We start from the raw sequence: 17310 nt of genomic DNA, 5'->3' as shown, positions 1-17310 counted from the left end.
CCTAACTGGCATTCACTTTTGGCAATTTAATGGGCAAATCACCTATAAAAAATCAAGTTATGAATAATGCAGGATTTACTTAATTTAACCAACAAACCACCAATAGACCTAAAAAAGCGATTACCTAATTGATATTAAGAATAATACTGAGTCTTTAGGCTCAAATAGTTAACAAATTAAGAACAAAAACACTTATAAAGCTATAATTTAATTGGTTTTTAGGCTGTTTTATGGGATAATGAAAATATGAGTAATTTCTACGAAAACAGTCAAATAACGACAGGAATATTAACTAGGGAAATAGTCGGGTTCATTAAAGAAATATTGATAACTTTAGTCGTGAAATAGTAAAAAGTAGTGATTTTTACTTAAAAATTCAATATAATTGACTTAGTTTGTAGTAAATTAGGTTGTCGAATGATTAAATATATTAGTAGCTTACTTTATTTTTATTGCATGATAGTTAAAAGGAGGTAGGAAAGTGTCGATTTTTGGACGTACTATCGATAATTTACATCACGGTTTAAACTATGCCCATTTGAAAAATGAAACAATCGCCAATAACATCGCCAATGTAGATACAGCTGGATATAAGGCTAAGGATGTTAAGTTTAAAAGTTTATTAGAATTGGAGCAAGTGAAAAGTTTTCAGGCTAATAGGACTGACTCACGCCACCTTGACTTTGGAGGTTCGGATCGTGGCTTTAGAATTTATGCTAATAAAAACACAACTTATAATCACAATGGGAACAATGTCGATGTCGATAAGGAGATGGTTGAATTAGCCAACAACCAAATTTATCAACAAGCACTAGTCGATCGATTAAATGGACGATTTGACACGTTGCAAACTGTGATTCGAGGAGGTAATTAATTGTGAGTATTTTTAACAGTATGAATACAAGTGGATCAGCACTTACTGCACAAAGATTAAGAATGGATGTTGTTTCTTCAAATATTGCCAATGCTGAAACAACACGTGCACGAATCAATGCTGATGGAGAATTCGAACCATATCGTCGTAAAACTGTCCGCTTTCAGGAGAGTGGACATTCGTTTGCTAGCCATTTAAGTCGTGTTAAGCAACGAAGTAATGTAGCGATGAATGGGGTAAAGGCAACGGCAATAACTGAGGACGACGAACCATTTACGTTAGTTTTTAATCCGACACATCCGGATGCGAATGAAGCCGGCTATGTACAAATGCCAAATGTTGATCCACTTCAAGAAATGATTGATTTAATGAGTGCGACACGTTCGTATGAAGCAAACGTCACAGCATTAAATGCAACAAAAGGTATGCTAATGAAAACACTTGAGATTGGCAGATAATAACGGAAAGGGTGAAAATAATGCGTATTGATCTACAGTCATTACAATCTATTCAGCCGGATACTTACATAAAAGCGAATAATCAAACAGACCAATATTCTAAGCAAACTCAATTTTCAGATCAATTTAAGCAAGCGCTTGAACAATTAAATTCTTCACAAATTGAATCTGGTCTAAAAACTGAAATGCTTGTTAATGGTCAAATTGATCAATTACATGATGTTATGATTACCGCACAAAAAGCGTCACTATCCATGAGCTTAGCTGTTGAAGTGCAAAGTAAAGTTATCGATGCTTACAATGAAATCATGCGGATGCAAATATAGGTTTGACACTTCAAATGAATGTTGATTGGTATGGAGGCGCAATATGAAAGAAAAAATAAATCAGCAAAAAGATAAACTCATAGAATTTTGGAGTAATCGTACAAAGAAAGATAAAGGCATTATTATTATTTCAATTTTGATTTTTTTAATGATCGTTGTTGGTGGAAGCATCCTTGTAACACGTACTACGATGGTTCCTTTGTATAGCAACCTCTCATTACAAGAAGCAGGACAAATTAAAGCGGAACTTGATGCAAGAGGTGTTCAATATGAGGTGAGCGACGCAGGTGCTACAATCCATGTGCCAGAAGAGCAAGCTAATGGTTTGTTAGTTGATCTAGCTGCACAAGGCATTCCACAAAGTGGTGGAATTGACTACTCATTCTTCAGCCAAAATAGCTCGTGGGGTGTAACTGATAACGAATTTGACATTATGAAACTAGATGCCACTCGTACTGAATTAGCGAATCTAATAACGAGTATCTCAGGGATTAATAATGCTAATGTCATGATTACTATGCCACAACAGCAAATTTTCGTTAGTGATGAATTAGATCAAGCAACAGCATCGATTGTTTTAGAAGTTGCTCCAGGTTTCCGACTTGAACCTACGCAAATCAACGCGCTTTATCACTTAGTTTCAAAATCAGTCCCAAATCTTCCGGTTGAGAATATTGGTATTATTGATCAAAATTTTAATCATTATGATCTTGAAGATGAAGGACAATTTTCTAGTGGTAATGTCTATGCATCACAACAAGCAATTAAAAAAGATATTGAGCGTGACATTCAACGACGTGTCCAGCAGATGTTGAGTATCATGATTGGTGGAGACAAGGTCGTTACCTCGGTTACGGCAGATATTGATTTTACTCAAGAAAATCGGGTCGAACAGCTCGTTGATCCTGTCAGTGAAGAAATTGAAGGCTTACCTATTAGTGTTGAAAGCATTCATGAAACATACTCGGGTGCTGGTGCTTTTGATGGAACTGTCGGAACTGGTGAGGAAGAGCCCTTTAATTACCCTGCCGGAGATGTTGGGCAAGGCGATTACGAATTGATTCAGGACTCAGTTAACTACGAGATTAACCGGATCCATCGAGAAATTAGTGAAAGTCCATATAAGATTCGCGATTTAGGCATTCAAGTCGCAGTCGATAGTCGGAAAGGTACGCTTGGTGCTGATGGTTTACCAGAATTATTAACTGGAGCTGAACAAGCAAATGTTGAATCGGCAATTGCTTCGATCTTAGACTCGATTATTGAAACAACTGTTGATGGTACTTATCAGGGGGCAATGGACACACCAAACGTATCGATTGTTTTTCAAGAATTTAGTGGTGTCGATGTGTTTGATCAACCAACGGCGGGTATCCCATTATGGATCATGATCGTGGGAGGTATTTTATTGCTCTTAATTATCGTGCTTATCATTATCTTAGTGACAAGAAAGCCAGCATATGTCGAAGAAGAGTATGCTTATACTGCTGAAGGTGATGAGGAATTAGAGATTCCAGAGATCGATGGACCTGAAACAACTGAGAGTACGCTAAAAAGAAAGCAACTTGAAAAAATGGCTCAAGATAAGCCTGATGAATTCGCTAAATTATTACGTTCTTGGATATCAGAAGATTAGGGGGAGAGCTGAATGGCTAGAAATAAACACGCACTTAGTAGTCGACAAAAAGCAGCAATTCTGCTTATTTCACTTGGCCCCGATGTTTCGGCACAAATATATAAGCATTTAACAGAAGAAGAAATTGAAAAGTTAACATTAGAAATTTCCTCAGTTAAAAAAGTTGATACAGAGCAAAAAGAGGAAGTTATGGAGCAATTTCATCAAATTGCCTTAGCGCAAGATTACATTTCACAAGGTGGAATTGGTTATGCCAGAACGGTTTTAGAAAAAGCAGTTGGTGGCGATGAAGCACAAAAAATTATTGCACGATTAACTTCATCTCTGCAAGTTAAACCATTTGATTTTGCTAGAAAAGCGGATCCTGCACAGATTCTAAACTTTATTCAAAATGAGCATCCACAAACGATCGCTCTAGTGCTGTCTTATTTAGATAATGAACAAGCAGGACAAATTTTATCTGAACTCCCACAAGAAGTTCAAGCGGATGTAGCTAAGCGAATTGCAATTATGGATTCAACATCACCAGAAATTATTTATCAAGTTGAGCAAATCCTTGAAGAGAAACTATCTGCTACTGTGACTCAAGACTATACTCAAACTGGTGGAATTCAGGCTGTTGTAGAAGTGTTAAATGGTGTCGATCGAAGTACAGAGCGAACAATACTTGACGCATTAGAAGTACAAGATCCTGAATTAGCAGAAGAAATTAAGAAACGCATGTTTGTCTTTGAAGATATTGTTACCTTAGATAACCGTGCGATTCAACGAGTCATTCGTGAAGTTGAAAATGATGACCTTCGTCTTGCGCTTAAAGTGGCTAGTGAAGAAGTTCAAAATGTTATCTTTGAAAACATGTCAACACGAATGGCAGAAACCTTTAAAGAAGAGATGGAGTATATGGGGCCTGTCCGCCTTCGCGATGTTGAAGAAGCCCAACAAAGAATTGTTGGCTCGATTCGTCGTTTAGAAGAAGTTGGTGAAATTGTCATTGCACGTGGCGGAGGAGATGATATTATTGTCTGACGCTCGGCAACAAACAAATACAAAGACAATCCAATTAAAACCGATTACATTTCCGGTAATCGAATCAGACACAAGTCAAACTGCAGAAGAGGAAAAACTCAGTCAACTGAAGCAGTTAACTGAGCAAATTCAAGCAGCAGAACAGCAATTAGAAAAAACAAATCAAGCAATAAAAACGAAAGTCCGGGTTGCTGAAGAAGAAATACAAACGTTAAAAAATGACTGGCTAACCGAAAAAGAACAATTGATTGAAGAAACGAAGCAAGGTGCATTTTCTGAAGGTTATCAAGAAGGGCAAGAGCATGGTTTGAAATCACTAACAGAAAAGCTAACACAAGCTGATGATATTGTTGAAGCAGCCCGTGCAGAGTATTTTAAAATTTTAGGGCAAAATGATGCAACTGTTTTAGAGTTAGCGAGCAAAATTGCGAGTAAAATCATCAACTATGAGATTGCTGAAAATAGCGCTTTTGTTGAAATGGTTAAGGCAGCGATTCAAGAAGTTCATGATCAACCGTCGATTAAGCTTTATACGAGTGCGGATGACTACGAAGCCGTAACCGATCAACGCGATCAATTAATGACGCTATTAGACCCTGAAACGATGCTCACGATTCATCCTTTGGCAACTTTGGCAACAGGTGATTGTGTGATTAAAACACCTTATTCAAAACTTGATGTTTCAGTAGATCAGCAATTAACAAAAATTAAAACACGTTTATTTGAAGTAATGGAGGAAATCAGACGTGAACATCGATAGTTATTTAGCAACGATTGAACGGATGGATTCTTATGTTAGGTTCGGTAAAATTGACCGCGTAATTGGTTTGATGATTGAATCAATTGGACCTGAAGTAAATATTGGAAACGTCTGCTATATTCATTCGGAAAATGGTAAGAAAATCATGGCAGAAGTTGTTGGTTTCACTGGTGAAAAAGTTCTACTGATGCCGTATTCACAAATTAATGATATTGGCCCTGGCAGCCTAGTTGAAGCGACTGACCAATCGCTAAAAGTTAAAGTTGGTAAAGGTTTAGTCGGTAAAGTGATCGATGCTTTAGGACAACCACTTGATCACTCACTCCTTCCGTTAGGTTTACAAGGTGTTGACACTGAGCAAATGCCACCTAACCCACTTGATCGACCACGTATTTTAGAACCAATCGAACTAGGGATAAAAACCCTTGACACGATGTTAACAGTTGGTAAGGGACAAAGGGTTGGGATCTTTGCTGGTAGTGGAGTTGGTAAAAGTACCTTATTAGGGATGATTGCTAGAAATAGTGAGGCAGACATTAACGTAATCGGCTTAATTGGTGAGCGAGGTCGAGAGGTAAAAGAGTTCATCGATAAAGATTTAGGAGAAGAAGGCTTAAAACGATCAATCGTCGTTGTAGCAACTTCTGATCAACCAGCACTGATGCGAATTAAAGGGGCTTACACAGCAACCGCAATTAGTGAATACTTTAGGGATCTTGGCTACAATGTTAACTTAATGATGGATTCTGTTACACGTGTTGCGATGGCGCAAAGAGAAGTTGGACTTGCGACAGGTGAGCCACCAACTACGAAAGGTTACCCACCTTCTGTGTTCGGTTTATTACCAAAGTTACTTGAACGCACAGGCACGAGTGACAAAGGAACGATCACTGCTTTTTATACAGTATTAGTTGACGGTGATGATTTAAATGATCCAATTGCGGATGCAACTAGAGGGATTTTAGATGGACACTTTGTCCTAGACCGCCGCCTAGCAGAACAAGGTCAATTCCCAGCGATTAATGTTTTGAAATCAATCAGTCGTGTGATGCCACAAATAACGACAACTGATGAACAAAAATTAGCAAATGAAATGCGCTTAAACATTTCAGTTTATGAAGAAAACTATGAATTAATCCAAATAGGTGCATATAAAAAAGGCACAAATCCAGTAGTTGATAGAGCAATTCAGCTTAATCCTAAAATTACGGAGTTCTTAAAACAAGGAATTGATGATAAATGCACAAGAGCTGAAGCAATTGAACGAATGAAGATCGTCTTAAATGGAGGGTAAGCAAGATGGCCACGATTAAAGCTTATAATAAAATCTTAAATCACCAAGAAAATATCAAAAATCAAGCTTTACTCGCTTATCAACAAGCTATCAATGACTTCGAACGAAGTGCAGAAAAACTTTATCTACTACTCAATAAAAAAGAACAAGTAGAAAAAGAGTACAACTATTACTTATCATCGTCAGGGACTGTAAAAACTTTGGCCACTCATTATGCGTTTATTGAACAGATTAAAGAGCGAATTTATACTGTTCAAGTTGAAGTCAATCAAAAGCGCGCTGTAATGGAGAAAAAACAACAAAAGTTAACAGAAGAGCATATTGAAGTGAAAAAATTTGAAAAAATAATCGAAAAGAAACAACTTAAGCTTCAAGAACAAGAAAATTATTTAGAAATTCAGATGATGGATGAAATATCAACGAGACAGTATTTCAACCATGGAAATAGGTGATAACGATGGCAAAAGGACAAGATAATCAAACTAAAAAAACAAGTTTTTTGCAATGGCTATTTCTGATTATTATTCCATTGATATTAGCCATCACAATTACATTTATTATTTTATCAATACTTGATCTAAATCCAGGTGCTAAGGTAAAAGAGTTTGCCAATCAAATACCAGTTGTCAACCAATGGGTTACAACAGATGAGGAAGCTGAGATTGAACGCCGAGAAAATATCTTGCAAAATCAAATTACGACACTTGAACAAGACAAACTTGATTTAGAAACGAACTTGTCAATTCAAGAAGCAGAACTGGATCAGCTCAATCAAGAGATTGCTAGACTAACTCTTCAGCTTGAGCAGGCTTTAACTGAAGCTGAGTCACAAGTTCAGCAAGAATTAGATGATGGATTAAACAAAGTAGTTAATACATATCAAGAAATGTCAGCTAAAAGTGCTGCGCAAGTTTTAGCTGAGCTGAATCATGCGGAGGCAGTTCAAATCCTAGCTAAATTAGATGAGGAACAACAAGCAGCAATTTTAAGTGCTTTAGATCCTGAAACTGCTGCATCTTACACAAGGCTTTTAATGGATTAAATTAGTTTATTAACTGAAAGGGGGTGGGAAAATGAATATGAACGTAGTTTTTTTCCAACAGACGGCTACAATAGATCAACAAAATTTAGCTCGGTCTACTGCAATTGCTGATGGTTCTTTTCGTCAGTTGATTGGGCAGGCAACAAGTGAGACTCCAATCGTTGCGGATGTTGTTAGTTTGGAAAAGACGACTGAGGAAAATGTCAATCAATTGCTCAACTGGCTCGAACAATTACCTGAAGATGATTTAGCGATGCTAATTAACTGGTTTGAAACCGAGTTTAATTTAAAGATTAATAATCTTCAACAGCTAGTTACCGGTTTATCAGCATTAGATGTATCAAAAATTGAGCTGGATCGTGAACTGATTCAAGAATTAGTAAATGTGCTAACTCTGAATGAAGAGTCAGAACAAGATTCAAGTAGTGAAATGATTAGCACACAGACTCCAATTATCCCGATAGAGACATATTTAGCAACAATTGAAAAGAGTGAGAGTAGTCGAGTAAGTCATCGTGTTGTTGCTGAATCAATTAATCAAGTGCTTAATCAATTCGAGGATTTTTCACAAAATGATGCGAAACAATTACTTGATCTATTAAAACAGATGCAAGCAACTAAAGAACCAATATCTGTTGTGTTAGACCAATTAGCAACTCAAGAAGCTGATCAGTCAAAACTAACTACTTTTGCTAAAGTTTATGAAAACTTTCTTAAGAAAACAACGTTAGCAGACAAGACGAGTTATCACTCAAACACAACCGTCACCTCAAAGGATGTTTTAAAGTGGGTGAGAGCTACGCTTGAACAAGTGCATTCAACAACTGAAGAACAGGCTAACACGTTTGGTCAGATGTTTAGTCAGCAAAGAACAGACTCAAGCGTTGAACAATTGCAAATTCAACTTGGTCAATCCGTTGAGACGGCTGAACAAGTTAATGAACAATTATTGAGTCAATTTGAAAAAGCGATTAGTCAAAGTCGATTTATTCAAAATCTATCTGGAAACAATCAATTATTGTTAAAGTTAGCACCTAAATCATTAGGGACGATTATGGTTGAATTGACCGAAATTGATGGGGAAATGCTCGTTAAACTAACAGCGAGTTCACAAATGGCTAAAGAAGCGCTTGAGGCAAATATAAGAGAGCTTCGACATATGTTTGCGCCACATAACATTGTAATTGAAAAGCAAGAAGCTGAACCAATTTTTGTTGAACAGCCTTCACCATATGAAGATATGCCTGACGAACAAGAATCGCACGAGCAAAACCAACAATCAAGCCAGACAGAGCAAATTGATCGTGATGAAGAAACGATTCGATTTGAAGATCTACTATATCAAGAAAGGGTGTAGTAAATGACGAGAATAGATCCGTCTTATTACTTACGCAATGTAGATAGAGGGACACCGAGTTCTGAACTCGGTAAAGATGAATTTTTAAAAATATTAATGACACAAATTCAAAATCAAGATCCACTTAATCCAATGGATGATCGAGAATTTATCTCACAAATGACGACATTCTCTTCATTAGAGCAAATGATGAATATGAATCAATCAATCAGTATGCTAGTTAATAACCAAATGATGTCACCAGTTATTCAATACAGTCACCTGATTGGGAAAGAAGTTAGTTATTATGCGATTGATGAAGAAACGGGTCAAGTAAAAGAGCCTAAAGAAATTAAAGTAAATGAGATAGTTGCAGTCAGCGAAAGCAACGGTTACGCTGTCCTTGAATTAGATAATGGTAGTAAAATTTATACAGATGAAATATTAAGGATTAATCAACCTTCAAAAGAGTAAAGGAGGAGGATAAATGAATCACCGAATACAACACGTGCCACAACAGGCGTTGTTACAAAATCGTCAACAAAGAGTGGCACAAAATAATCGTCCACTACAATCGTTTCAATCGATTTTAGAACAAACAAAATCATCAGAACTGAAAATAAGTAAACATGCACAAAATCGATTAGATGAGCGGCAAATTCATATTTCAACTGAAAAGTGGCAAGAAATAGCTAATCAAGTTAAACAAGCAAAACAAAAAGGTATTACCGATTCATTAGTAATTACGAGTGAGGCAACGTTATTAGTTAGTGCGAAAAATAATACAGTAGTAACAGCGCTTGATCGTAATGAAGCACAAAGTCGGATTTTCACAAATATTAATGGAACAATTTTATTAGATTAGGGCTGGACCTTAACAGGAAGCCCCTGACCCTGTTGACTGAATGATACAGGAGTCTATCAATAGGAGGAATGTTTAAATGTTAAGATCAATGTATTCTGGTATCGCAGGATTGAAAGGTTTTCAAACACAACTAGACGTTGTCGGTAATAACATTGCCAACGTTAGTACGTCTGGCTACAAGAAATCACGTGTCGCTTTTCAAGATATGATGAGTCAAACAATAGCTGGTGCTTCAGCACCAACAGATATTCGTGGGGGAATTAATGCACAGCAAGTTGGACTAGGTTCACAAATCGGTGCGATTGACGTGATCCATACACAAGGGAACCGTCAAACGACAAACCGAACATTAGACCTTTCTTTAGAAGGAGATGGTATGTTTGTTTTTGCATCTGGTACTGATGCAGATAACTTCGCATTAGCGGATGTCAACTTAGCTTATTCAAGAGCTGGTAACATGTATTTAGACAACAACAATTATATCGTTAATGCAAACGGTGAATATCTTGTTGGGATGAACGAAGCTGGAAATGTTGGTCGAATTGAAATTCCACCAACGGCATCAAGCTTTAGTATTCAAGGGGATGGAACAGTTAACTACATTGATGGGAATAATCAAACGCAAATTGCTGGTCAGATTATGTTAGCTAAATTCGCCAACCCAGGTGGGCTAGAGCAAATCGGTTCAAATATGTATCGCTCGACTGTTAATGATGGAATGATAGGTGTAGACGGAATTCCTACTTTGATTGTTCCTGAGTCAGAGGGTAGTGCTTCAATTGTATCTGGTGCACTAGAAATGTCGAACGTTGACTTAGCTGAAGAATTTACCAACATGATTATTGCTCAGCGTGGATTCCAGGCAAATACAAGAATTATTACAACATCTGATGAAATTTTACAAGAATTAGTTAACCTTAAACGATAGTTAGGAGGGTGGAGCAAGTTTAACGACTTGCTCCTAATAAAAAATGATTCAATTAACAAATTTCAACGGAGATACCTTTACTTTAAATGCAATGTATATTGAACGAATTCAATCATTTCCCGATACGACAATCACATTATTTAATGGCAAAAAATTAGTTGTCAAAGAAACCGAATTAGAAGTTAGAGAGTCAGCTTTAAATTATTTTCAACAAATTGGTTTAGTTGGTTTTCAACTAAAAGTAGGTGATAAAAATGAGTAATAATGGCTTTAAAGTTGTTTTAGTCATTCTCGCTGTCATTGCTATAGCGGGAGTCGGTGGAGTTGTCTTCCTATTATTAGATGATAGTGATCCAGACCGAGCACTAACGATTGAAGAACAAGTTGAATATGCTTATACGACAGAAGAAATTAATCTTGACTTGGAGGATAATCGCTACGTTCAATTGCAATTTAATATTCTCACAAATAACAGTGATGCACGAGCAGAGATTGAATTAAGAGAGTTTCAATTTAAAAATATTTTAATTAAAGAGACTGTCAACATGACGTCAGATCAATTACAATCTGATTTAGCTCAATTTGAAGAGACATTGAAAGTTGAAATGAACAAATTAATGGAAGAAGGGGAAATTACCGACGTCTATATCGTGGGTAAAATTGTACAGTAGTATAACTCCTCTGTAGGAGGTGGAATGGATGGCCGATGAGGTTCTGTCTCAAAGTGAGATTGATGCACTATTATCAGCATTGTCGTCCGGTGAAATGGATGCTAATCAATTGAAACAAGAAGAAAGTGAGCGCAAGGTTCGCGTCTATGATTTTAAACGTGCCTTACGTTTCTCAAAAGATCAAATTCGAAGTATTTCTAGAATTAATGAAAATTATTCACGACTATTAACAACTTATTTTTCAGCACAGTTACGTACATATGTACATATTTCTGTCGCTTCAGTTGATCAAATTCCATATGAGGAATTTATTCGTTCCGTACCAACGATGACTGTACTAAACATCTTTAGTATGGCGCCGTTAGATGGTCGAATTATCTTTGAAATCAATCCAAATATCGCTTATGCCATGCTTGATCGCATTTTAGGTGGTAAAGGGATAAGTTTAAATAAAATTGATAATTTGACAGAAATTGAATCAACGCTTATGACCAATTTATTTGAACGATCTCTTGATAATCTAAGAGAAGCTTGGTCTTCTGTGGCAGATATTGATCCAGTTTTAGAAGAATTTGAGGTTAATCCTCAGTTCTTACAACTCGTTTCACCAAACGAGACGGTTGTCGTCGTCTCTTTAAACACGACAATTGGAGAAAGTTCCGGAATGATCAACATTTGTATTCCACATGTTGTATTAGAGCCGATTATGCCGAGGCTTTCTGTTCACTATTGGATGCAGACAGAAACACAAAAAGATCGTAAACCGGAAGAATATCAGAACTTATCTGATAATCTCAAAACAACTGTGCTAGACTTGAATGTATTGTTAGGAGAAACTAAAATTTCAATTCATGACTTTTTACATTTAGCAAAAGGTGATGTGCTCCATTTAGATCAATCAATCCATGATCCTTTACCTTTACAATCTCAAGGTGAAACACTATTTAAAGTCCAGCCAGGACATAATAAAAATAAAGTTGCTGTACAAATTTTAGAAGAAATAAAGAAGGAGGCACCAGACGATGAATGATGGTATGCTTTCACAAGATGAAATCGATGCGTTGTTAAATTTGGATGATGATACAGAGGAAGAGGTAATTGATCAGCCTCAAGAAGAACAGCCTGTCTTAACAGAAATTGAACAAGACGCTTTAGGAGAAATAGGTAATATATCATTTGGAAGTTCTGCTACAACTCTTGCAACATTATTAAATCAAAAAGTTGAAATTACAACACCTACAGTCACATTTGTGAAGCGAAATGAACTTGAAAAAGAATTTCCGATCCCACATGTCGGTGTTGAAGTTAAATATACACAAGGTTTTAAAGCTGATAACTTGTTCGTTTTAAAATCAGATGATGCTTATGTTATTGCGGATTTAATGCTTGGTGGTGATGGTCAAGGGCATAATCAAGAGATCGAACTAGATGATATTTACATGAGTGCGATTCAAGAAGCAATGAATCAAATGATGGGGACTGCTGCAACAAGTATGTCAACAATTTTTTCGAAACGAGTTGATATTTCTCCGCCAGCAACGGTTATGTTGGATGTGTCGGAAGATTCGAGTGACCAGTATATTCCTAATGATGACATTTTAATCAAAGTTTCTTTTCAATTAATCATTGGGGATTTAGTTGATTCGAATATCATGCAACTATTACCACCATCATTTGCTAAAGAGATGGTCGATGGTTTATTAAATGCTTCAGAACCCGAGCCAGAGCCGACGCCTGAACCACAGGCAGAAGTAAAACATGAGGAAAAAGAGGTTAAATCAATGAGTCAACAAACCGTTGAGCGTGAAATGGTAAGCACTCCACCAAGGCAACCACAAAACATTGGTGAACCGACACAAGCGAATGCAACGATTCAAAATGCTCAATTTTCAAGTTTTGAACAATTCGATTTACCACAAACTGAACAACGTAACTTGGACATGCTGTTAGATATTCCACTGCAAGTTACTGTCGAATTAGGTCGAACAAAAAGAGCGGTTCAAGATATACTTGAACTATCATCAGGTTCAATTCTAGAGCTTGATAAACTAGCAGGTGAGCCTGTTGATATTCATGTCAATAATAAGTTGATTGCTCAAGGTGAAGTTGTCGTTATTGATGAAAATTTTGGTGTTAGAGTTACAGAGATCATTAGTCAAACTGATCGATTGAAAAATTTAAAGTAAAAATGTTTAGGAGGAAGAATGATGGCACACACAGTTTTAATTGTAGATGACGCAGCTTTTATGCGAATGATGATTAAGGATATTTTAAATAAAAATGGATTTGAAATTGTTGGTGAAGCACAAGACGGTCAACAAGCTGTTGAAAAGTATGAGGAGCTAAAACCAGATCTTGTGACGATGGACATTACGATGCCTGAAAAAGATGGGATTACAGCTTTAAAAGAAATTAAAGCACTTGATCCGAATGCAATCGTCATTATGTGTTCAGCGATGGGACAACAAGCGATGGTAATTGATGCGATTCAAGCAGGTGCGAAAGACTTCGTTGTTAAACCATTTCAAGCAGATCGAGTTATTGAAGCGATAACTAAAGCATTGGATTGATTGGATGAAAAAGTACGTATTTTTCTTATTATTGCTTTCGACTTTGTTTAGCCCGTTCGTTATTCAAGCTGAAACAGGTGATGGTTCTGTCTCTGATTTTTTTAATCAAACGGAATCGATCGAACAAGATGAGCAGGAATCAACGGATCAAGATGCGGTTGTTTCAGATCCTTCACAATCGAGCGAGAGTAAACAACCGACTATTTTTGGTCTAATCATCCGAATTATTGTCGTCTTAGTGATAATTATTGGCTTAATTTATTTATTGTTAAAATTTTTTAACCGTTCAAGCAATTTTAATCACCAAGGAAAAGTCTTAACTAATTTAGGTGGTATTTCGTTAGGTACGAATAAATCAGCTCAATTGGTTAAGGTAGGGGATAAAATTTATCTTGTTGGGGTCGGTGATGATGTATCAATTCTAACTGAAATTACCGATCAATCAGTTAAAGAACAATTATTAGAAAATCAACAATCAACACCAATGATCAACTCGTCATTGATCGAACAGTTTAATTTTATCCGAAAGAGAAAACCGCAGTCTAGCGAGGAATTGGGTCAAGCAGATGATGCGTCTAATGATCAGGACTTTGCCTCTTTATTCAAAGGAGAGCTTGATGCGATGAAAGATAAAAGAGAAAAAATTAGAGTGAAATTTAAGGAAGAAGAATAATTATGAATGAGTTTATTGATATTTTCTCTGGTACTGACGTAGAAACAGTCTCTAGTGCCGTACAATTATTAATATTATTAACGATTTTCTCCTTAGCACCTGGCATTTTAATTTTGTTAACAAGCTTTACTCGAACAATTATTGTCTTGTCATTTACAAGAACTTCTTTGGCAACACAACAAATGCCACCGAATCAAGTTTTAATTGGGATTGCACTTTTCATCACATTTTTTGTTATGGCACCGACTTTTCAAGAGATTAATCAAGAAGCGTTGACGCCATTAATGAATGATGAAATTGGTTTAGAAGAGGCATATGACCGAGCGAGTGGACCGATCAAACAATTTATGTCGAATCATACGAGACAAAAGGATTTACAATTATTTTTAAATTACACGGATACAGAGCCAATTGAAACAATTGAAGATATTCCATTAACAGCTCTCGTTCCTGCATTTGCAATCAGTGAATTAAAAACCGCGTTCACAATGGGATTTTTAATCTTTATTCCGTTTTTAGTCATTGATATGACGGTAGCTAGTATCTTAATGTCGATGGGGATGATGATGTTACCTCCAGTTATGATATCTTTACCATTTAAGATTTTATTATTTGTGTTAGTTGATGGTTGGCATTTAATCATTGAATCATTATTATCGAGTTTTCATTAGCGAATAAAAAAGCCATGAGGAGGTTGAAAGCATGAGTGAAGAATCTGTTATTTCATTAGCTGAGCAGGGGATTATAACAATTTTAATGGTTGCAGGGCCATTACTGATTCTAGCTTTAGCTGTCGGTCTATTAGTTAGTATCTTTCAGGCGACAACACAAATTCAAGAGCAAACTTTAGCTTTCATCCCGAAAATTGTCGCTGTTTTAGTTGGTATTGTCTTTTTTGGTCCATGGATGTTAAATCAACTGACACAGTTTGCAATGAGCATTTTTCAGAATCTCACTCAGTTTATAGGTTAATCGATGTTAACATTAATTGATTTTAATTACTTACCTGCTTTCTTGTTGATCTTTGCACGACTTGTGGCTTTTATTGCAACGGTTCCGATTTTTTCATATCGTAACATTCCTAATTTATTTAAAATTGGCATTGCATTTTTTATTAGTCTAATCATCGTGTCAACAATTGAAGTTCCTGCGTTATCGATTGATTTAATGTATCTATTATTACTTTTTAAAGAAGTAATGGTTGGTTTGATTATTGGTTTAGTCGCAACGTTAATTTTAACAATCGTTCAAATTGCTGGTGGCTTTATCGATTTTCAAATGGGTTTTGCGATCGCAAACGTAATGGATCCACAAACTGGTGCTCAAAGTCCGATTATTGGTCAATATTTTTACACGTTTGCGCTATTGTTTATTTTAGCGATAGATGGACATCACTTACTCATTAATGGTGCTGTAGCAAGTTTTAATTTCGTTGAACTTGATCAGTTAATCAACTTTTCAAGTCAAAATTACATAACAACTGTTATTGTCATGTTTAGTCAAATATTTTTAATTGCATTTCAAATGGCGATTCCGATTGTCGGAAGTTTATTTTTAGTCGATGTTGCACTAGGAATTATTGCGAGAACAGTCCCGCAACTTAACGTGTTCGTCGTTGGTATTCCGTTGAAAATTACAGTTTCTTTTATTGCGATTAGTGTTTATTTGATCTTTTATATAAGTATCGTTAAGCGTCTATTTGGTTATACGTTGGAAGTTATGGATAGCTTTATGCGGATCCTAGGAGGAATATAAGCATGGAATGGTTAGCGTTAGACCTTCAGTTTTTTTCCGGAGAGAAAACCGAAAAAGCGACACCGAAAAAACGAGAGGACACACGGGAAAAAGGCCAGGTTGCCAAAAGCCAAGATGTAAACACAGCTATTTTGCTCTTTTTTATGTTTATTACTTTTATTGCGATCGGTCCATTTTGGAAAGAAAGGTTTACTGGACTTTATACTCGTGTCTTCACAGAATATCTTAATTTGACAGTGACGATTGACCAACTTCATCTGATTTTTATCGATCTTATTATTTATATGGCAATTACAATAGCGCCTGTTATAGGCGTAGCAATTGTTGCGGGAATTGTATCGAATTTACTTCAAATTGGTTTCTTGTTTACAGCTGAACCATTGCAAATGAAACTGGACAAGCTCAATCCGTTGGAAGGAGCCAAACGAATTTTTTCGATTCGAGCAATTGTTGAGTTAGTCAAATCAATTTTAAAAATTAGCGTTGTCGGTGCAGTAACTTTTTCAATACTTTGGGGTAGTAAAGATGAAATATTTATGCAGTCTCAAGCGGGTTTAGATAGTGCACTGGCCTTTTTTGGCTCAACAACAACACGAATGGGTCTATCAGCCGCTATCGCATTACTCATTTTAGGTGTATTTGATTATGCATACCAACGTTTTGATTATGAAAAAAATCTTCGTATGTCAAAACATGAAATAAAGGAAGAGTATAAAAACATTGAAGGTGATCCATTAATTAAATCAAAAATCAGAGAAAATCAACGTCAAATGGCAATGCGACGAATGATGAGTGAAGTACCAGATGCTGATGTTGTGATCACGAACCCAACTCATTATGCGGTTGCCTTAAAATATGATGAATCAAAAGCGATCGCTCCATATGTTGTTGCTAAAGGAGCGGATTATGTAGCTTTTAAAATCCGTGAGCTTGCAGAGAAAAATCAAGTGATGATTGTTGAAAATCGTCCTTTAGCAAGAGCATTATATGCTAATGTAGAAGTCGGCCATACGATCGATGAGTCGTATTATCAGGCTGTAGCTGAAGTGTTGGCTTACGTTTATCAAGTAGAAAAAAGAGCGTAAGTTAACTCGTA

At 36.3% G+C, this 17310-nt stretch carries 23 protein-coding genes; all 23 read left to right on the top strand.

Going from position 1 to position 17310, the window contains the following annotated elements:
* The first annotated feature begins 481 nt into the window (after positions 1-481).
* The gene (flgB, locus tag ABD814_RS02030; protein ID WP_344909829.1) at positions 482-874 is read left to right on the top strand and encodes a flagellar basal body rod protein FlgB; all 393 of its coding nucleotides are present in this window, start codon (positions 482-484) and stop codon (positions 872-874) included.
* Between the two features lie 2 nt (positions 875-876).
* A complete protein-coding gene (gene flgC, locus ABD814_RS02025; RefSeq protein ID WP_344909828.1) occupies positions 877-1332 on the top strand; it encodes a flagellar basal body rod protein FlgC in 456 nt (151 codons plus the stop codon).
* Between the two features lie 20 nt (positions 1333-1352).
* On the top strand, positions 1353-1658 hold the full coding sequence (gene fliE, locus ABD814_RS02020) for a flagellar hook-basal body complex protein FliE (protein ID WP_344909826.1): 306 nt from the start codon (positions 1353-1355) through the stop codon (positions 1656-1658).
* A gap of 43 nt (positions 1659-1701) precedes the next feature.
* Positions 1702-3294, top strand: coding sequence for a flagellar basal-body MS-ring/collar protein FliF (gene fliF, locus ABD814_RS02015; protein ID WP_344909824.1), 1593 nt, complete (start codon positions 1702-1704; stop codon positions 3292-3294).
* Between the two features lie 12 nt (positions 3295-3306).
* Positions 3307-4320: a flagellar motor switch protein FliG gene (gene fliG / locus ABD814_RS02010; protein WP_344909822.1), complete on the top strand. Its 1014-nt coding sequence runs from the start codon at positions 3307-3309 to the stop codon at positions 4318-4320.
* Positions 4313-5080, top strand: coding sequence for a FliH/SctL family protein (locus ABD814_RS02005; protein ID WP_344909820.1), 768 nt, complete (start codon positions 4313-4315; stop codon positions 5078-5080). Before fliG ends, ABD814_RS02005 begins: the two co-directional genes overlap by 8 nt.
* On the top strand, positions 5067-6374 hold the full coding sequence (fliI, locus tag ABD814_RS02000) for a flagellar protein export ATPase FliI (protein ID WP_344909818.1): 1308 nt from the start codon (positions 5067-5069) through the stop codon (positions 6372-6374). Before ABD814_RS02005 ends, fliI begins: the two co-directional genes overlap by 14 nt.
* A gap of 5 nt (positions 6375-6379) precedes the next feature.
* The gene (gene fliJ / locus ABD814_RS01995; RefSeq protein ID WP_344909817.1) at positions 6380-6826 is read left to right on the top strand and encodes a flagellar export protein FliJ; all 447 of its coding nucleotides are present in this window, start codon (positions 6380-6382) and stop codon (positions 6824-6826) included.
* A 5-nt stretch (positions 6827-6831) separates the two neighbouring features.
* Positions 6832-7416, top strand: coding sequence for a MotE family protein (locus ABD814_RS01990; protein WP_344909815.1), 585 nt, complete (start codon positions 6832-6834; stop codon positions 7414-7416).
* Between the two features lie 31 nt (positions 7417-7447).
* Positions 7448-8773: a flagellar hook-length control protein FliK gene (locus ABD814_RS01985; RefSeq protein WP_344909813.1), complete on the top strand. Its 1326-nt coding sequence runs from the start codon at positions 7448-7450 to the stop codon at positions 8771-8773.
* A gap of 3 nt (positions 8774-8776) precedes the next feature.
* Complete coding sequence (flgD, locus tag ABD814_RS01980; RefSeq protein WP_344909811.1) at positions 8777-9226, top strand: flagellar hook assembly protein FlgD; 450 nt, start codon at positions 8777-8779, stop codon at positions 9224-9226.
* 13 nt (positions 9227-9239) lie between these two features.
* Positions 9240-9617, top strand: a complete 378-nt coding sequence (locus ABD814_RS01975) for a TIGR02530 family flagellar biosynthesis protein (protein ID WP_344909810.1) — start codon at positions 9240-9242, stop codon at positions 9615-9617.
* 76 nt (positions 9618-9693) lie between these two features.
* The gene (gene flgG, locus ABD814_RS01970; protein ID WP_344909808.1) at positions 9694-10545 is read left to right on the top strand and encodes a flagellar basal body rod protein FlgG; all 852 of its coding nucleotides are present in this window, start codon (positions 9694-9696) and stop codon (positions 10543-10545) included.
* Between the two features lie 43 nt (positions 10546-10588).
* A complete protein-coding gene (locus ABD814_RS01965; RefSeq protein WP_344909806.1) occupies positions 10589-10807 on the top strand; it encodes a flagellar FlbD family protein in 219 nt (72 codons plus the stop codon).
* On the top strand, positions 10800-11216 hold the full coding sequence (locus tag ABD814_RS01960) for a flagellar basal body-associated FliL family protein (protein WP_344909805.1): 417 nt from the start codon (positions 10800-10802) through the stop codon (positions 11214-11216). Before ABD814_RS01965 ends, ABD814_RS01960 begins: the two co-directional genes overlap by 8 nt.
* 28 nt (positions 11217-11244) lie before the next feature.
* Positions 11245-12246: a flagellar motor switch protein FliM gene (gene fliM, locus ABD814_RS01955; RefSeq protein WP_344909803.1), complete on the top strand. Its 1002-nt coding sequence runs from the start codon at positions 11245-11247 to the stop codon at positions 12244-12246.
* Positions 12239-13402 (top strand): flagellar motor switch phosphatase FliY, encoded by a 1164-nt coding sequence (gene fliY, locus ABD814_RS01950; protein WP_344909802.1) that lies wholly within the window; start codon positions 12239-12241, stop codon positions 13400-13402. The genes fliM and fliY overlap by 8 nt, the downstream gene beginning before the upstream one ends.
* 21 nt (positions 13403-13423) lie before the next feature.
* The gene (locus ABD814_RS01945) at positions 13424-13786 is read left to right on the top strand and encodes a response regulator (RefSeq protein ID WP_344909800.1); all 363 of its coding nucleotides are present in this window, start codon (positions 13424-13426) and stop codon (positions 13784-13786) included.
* Between the two features lie 4 nt (positions 13787-13790).
* Positions 13791-14459: a flagellar biosynthetic protein FliO gene (fliO, locus tag ABD814_RS01940; RefSeq protein ID WP_344909799.1), complete on the top strand. Its 669-nt coding sequence runs from the start codon at positions 13791-13793 to the stop codon at positions 14457-14459.
* Between the two features lie 2 nt (positions 14460-14461).
* Positions 14462-15130 carry a flagellar type III secretion system pore protein FliP gene (gene fliP, locus ABD814_RS01935; RefSeq protein ID WP_344909797.1) on the top strand — a complete coding sequence of 223 codons (669 nt, stop codon included), beginning with the start codon at positions 14462-14464 and terminating at the stop codon, positions 15128-15130.
* A gap of 31 nt (positions 15131-15161) precedes the next feature.
* A complete protein-coding gene (fliQ, locus tag ABD814_RS01930) occupies positions 15162-15431 on the top strand; it encodes a flagellar biosynthesis protein FliQ (protein ID WP_344909796.1) in 270 nt (89 codons plus the stop codon).
* A gap of 3 nt (positions 15432-15434) precedes the next feature.
* Complete coding sequence (gene fliR / locus ABD814_RS01925; protein ID WP_344909795.1) at positions 15435-16214, top strand: flagellar biosynthetic protein FliR; 780 nt, start codon at positions 15435-15437, stop codon at positions 16212-16214.
* Positions 16215-16216: 2 nt separating this feature from the next.
* Entirely contained in the window at positions 16217-17299 is a 1083-nt protein-coding gene (gene flhB / locus ABD814_RS01920; RefSeq protein ID WP_344909793.1) for a flagellar biosynthesis protein FlhB, read from the top strand.
* The last annotated feature ends 11 nt before the right edge of the window (positions 17300-17310 follow it).

The organism is Amphibacillus indicireducens (genome assembly GCF_039539605.1).
Taxonomy (GTDB): Bacteria; Bacillota; Bacilli; order Bacillales; family Amphibacillaceae; genus Amphibacillus; species Amphibacillus indicireducens.
This window is presented reverse-complemented; position numbering and strand designations above follow the sequence as displayed.

Excerpts from the sequence above, each read along its gene's own strand:
- fliE (WP_344909826.1), top strand. The coding sequence starts at position 1,353 with ATGCGTATTGATCTACAGTCATTACAATCTATTCAGCCGGATACTTAC.
- fliF (WP_344909824.1), top strand. The coding sequence starts at position 1,702 with ATGAAAGAAAAAATAAATCAGCAAAAAGATAAACTCATAGAATTTTGG.
- fliG (WP_344909822.1), top strand. The coding sequence starts at position 3,307 with ATGGCTAGAAATAAACACGCACTTAGTAGTCGACAAAAAGCAGCAATT.
- fliJ (WP_344909817.1), top strand. The coding sequence starts at position 6,380 with ATGGCCACGATTAAAGCTTATAATAAAATCTTAAATCACCAAGAAAAT.
- ABD814_RS01990 (WP_344909815.1), top strand. The coding sequence starts at position 6,832 with ATGGCAAAAGGACAAGATAATCAAACTAAAAAAACAAGTTTTTTGCAA.
- ABD814_RS01985 (WP_344909813.1), top strand. The coding sequence starts at position 7,448 with ATGAATATGAACGTAGTTTTTTTCCAACAGACGGCTACAATAGATCAA.
- flgD (WP_344909811.1), top strand. The coding sequence starts at position 8,777 with ATGACGAGAATAGATCCGTCTTATTACTTACGCAATGTAGATAGAGGG.
- ABD814_RS01975 (WP_344909810.1), top strand. The coding sequence starts at position 9,240 with ATGAATCACCGAATACAACACGTGCCACAACAGGCGTTGTTACAAAAT.
- flgG (WP_344909808.1), top strand. The coding sequence starts at position 9,694 with ATGTTAAGATCAATGTATTCTGGTATCGCAGGATTGAAAGGTTTTCAA.
- ABD814_RS01965 (WP_344909806.1), top strand. The coding sequence starts at position 10,589 with ATGATTCAATTAACAAATTTCAACGGAGATACCTTTACTTTAAATGCA.
- ABD814_RS01960 (WP_344909805.1), top strand. The coding sequence starts at position 10,800 with ATGAGTAATAATGGCTTTAAAGTTGTTTTAGTCATTCTCGCTGTCATT.
- fliM (WP_344909803.1), top strand. The coding sequence starts at position 11,245 with ATGGCCGATGAGGTTCTGTCTCAAAGTGAGATTGATGCACTATTATCA.
- fliY (WP_344909802.1), top strand. The coding sequence starts at position 12,239 with ATGAATGATGGTATGCTTTCACAAGATGAAATCGATGCGTTGTTAAAT.
- ABD814_RS01945 (WP_344909800.1), top strand. The coding sequence starts at position 13,424 with ATGGCACACACAGTTTTAATTGTAGATGACGCAGCTTTTATGCGAATG.
- fliO (WP_344909799.1), top strand. The coding sequence starts at position 13,791 with ATGAAAAAGTACGTATTTTTCTTATTATTGCTTTCGACTTTGTTTAGC.
- fliP (WP_344909797.1), top strand. The coding sequence starts at position 14,462 with ATGAATGAGTTTATTGATATTTTCTCTGGTACTGACGTAGAAACAGTC.
- fliQ (WP_344909796.1), top strand. The coding sequence starts at position 15,162 with ATGAGTGAAGAATCTGTTATTTCATTAGCTGAGCAGGGGATTATAACA.
- fliR (WP_344909795.1), top strand. The coding sequence starts at position 15,435 with ATGTTAACATTAATTGATTTTAATTACTTACCTGCTTTCTTGTTGATC.
- flhB (WP_344909793.1), top strand. The coding sequence starts at position 16,217 with ATGGAATGGTTAGCGTTAGACCTTCAGTTTTTTTCCGGAGAGAAAACC.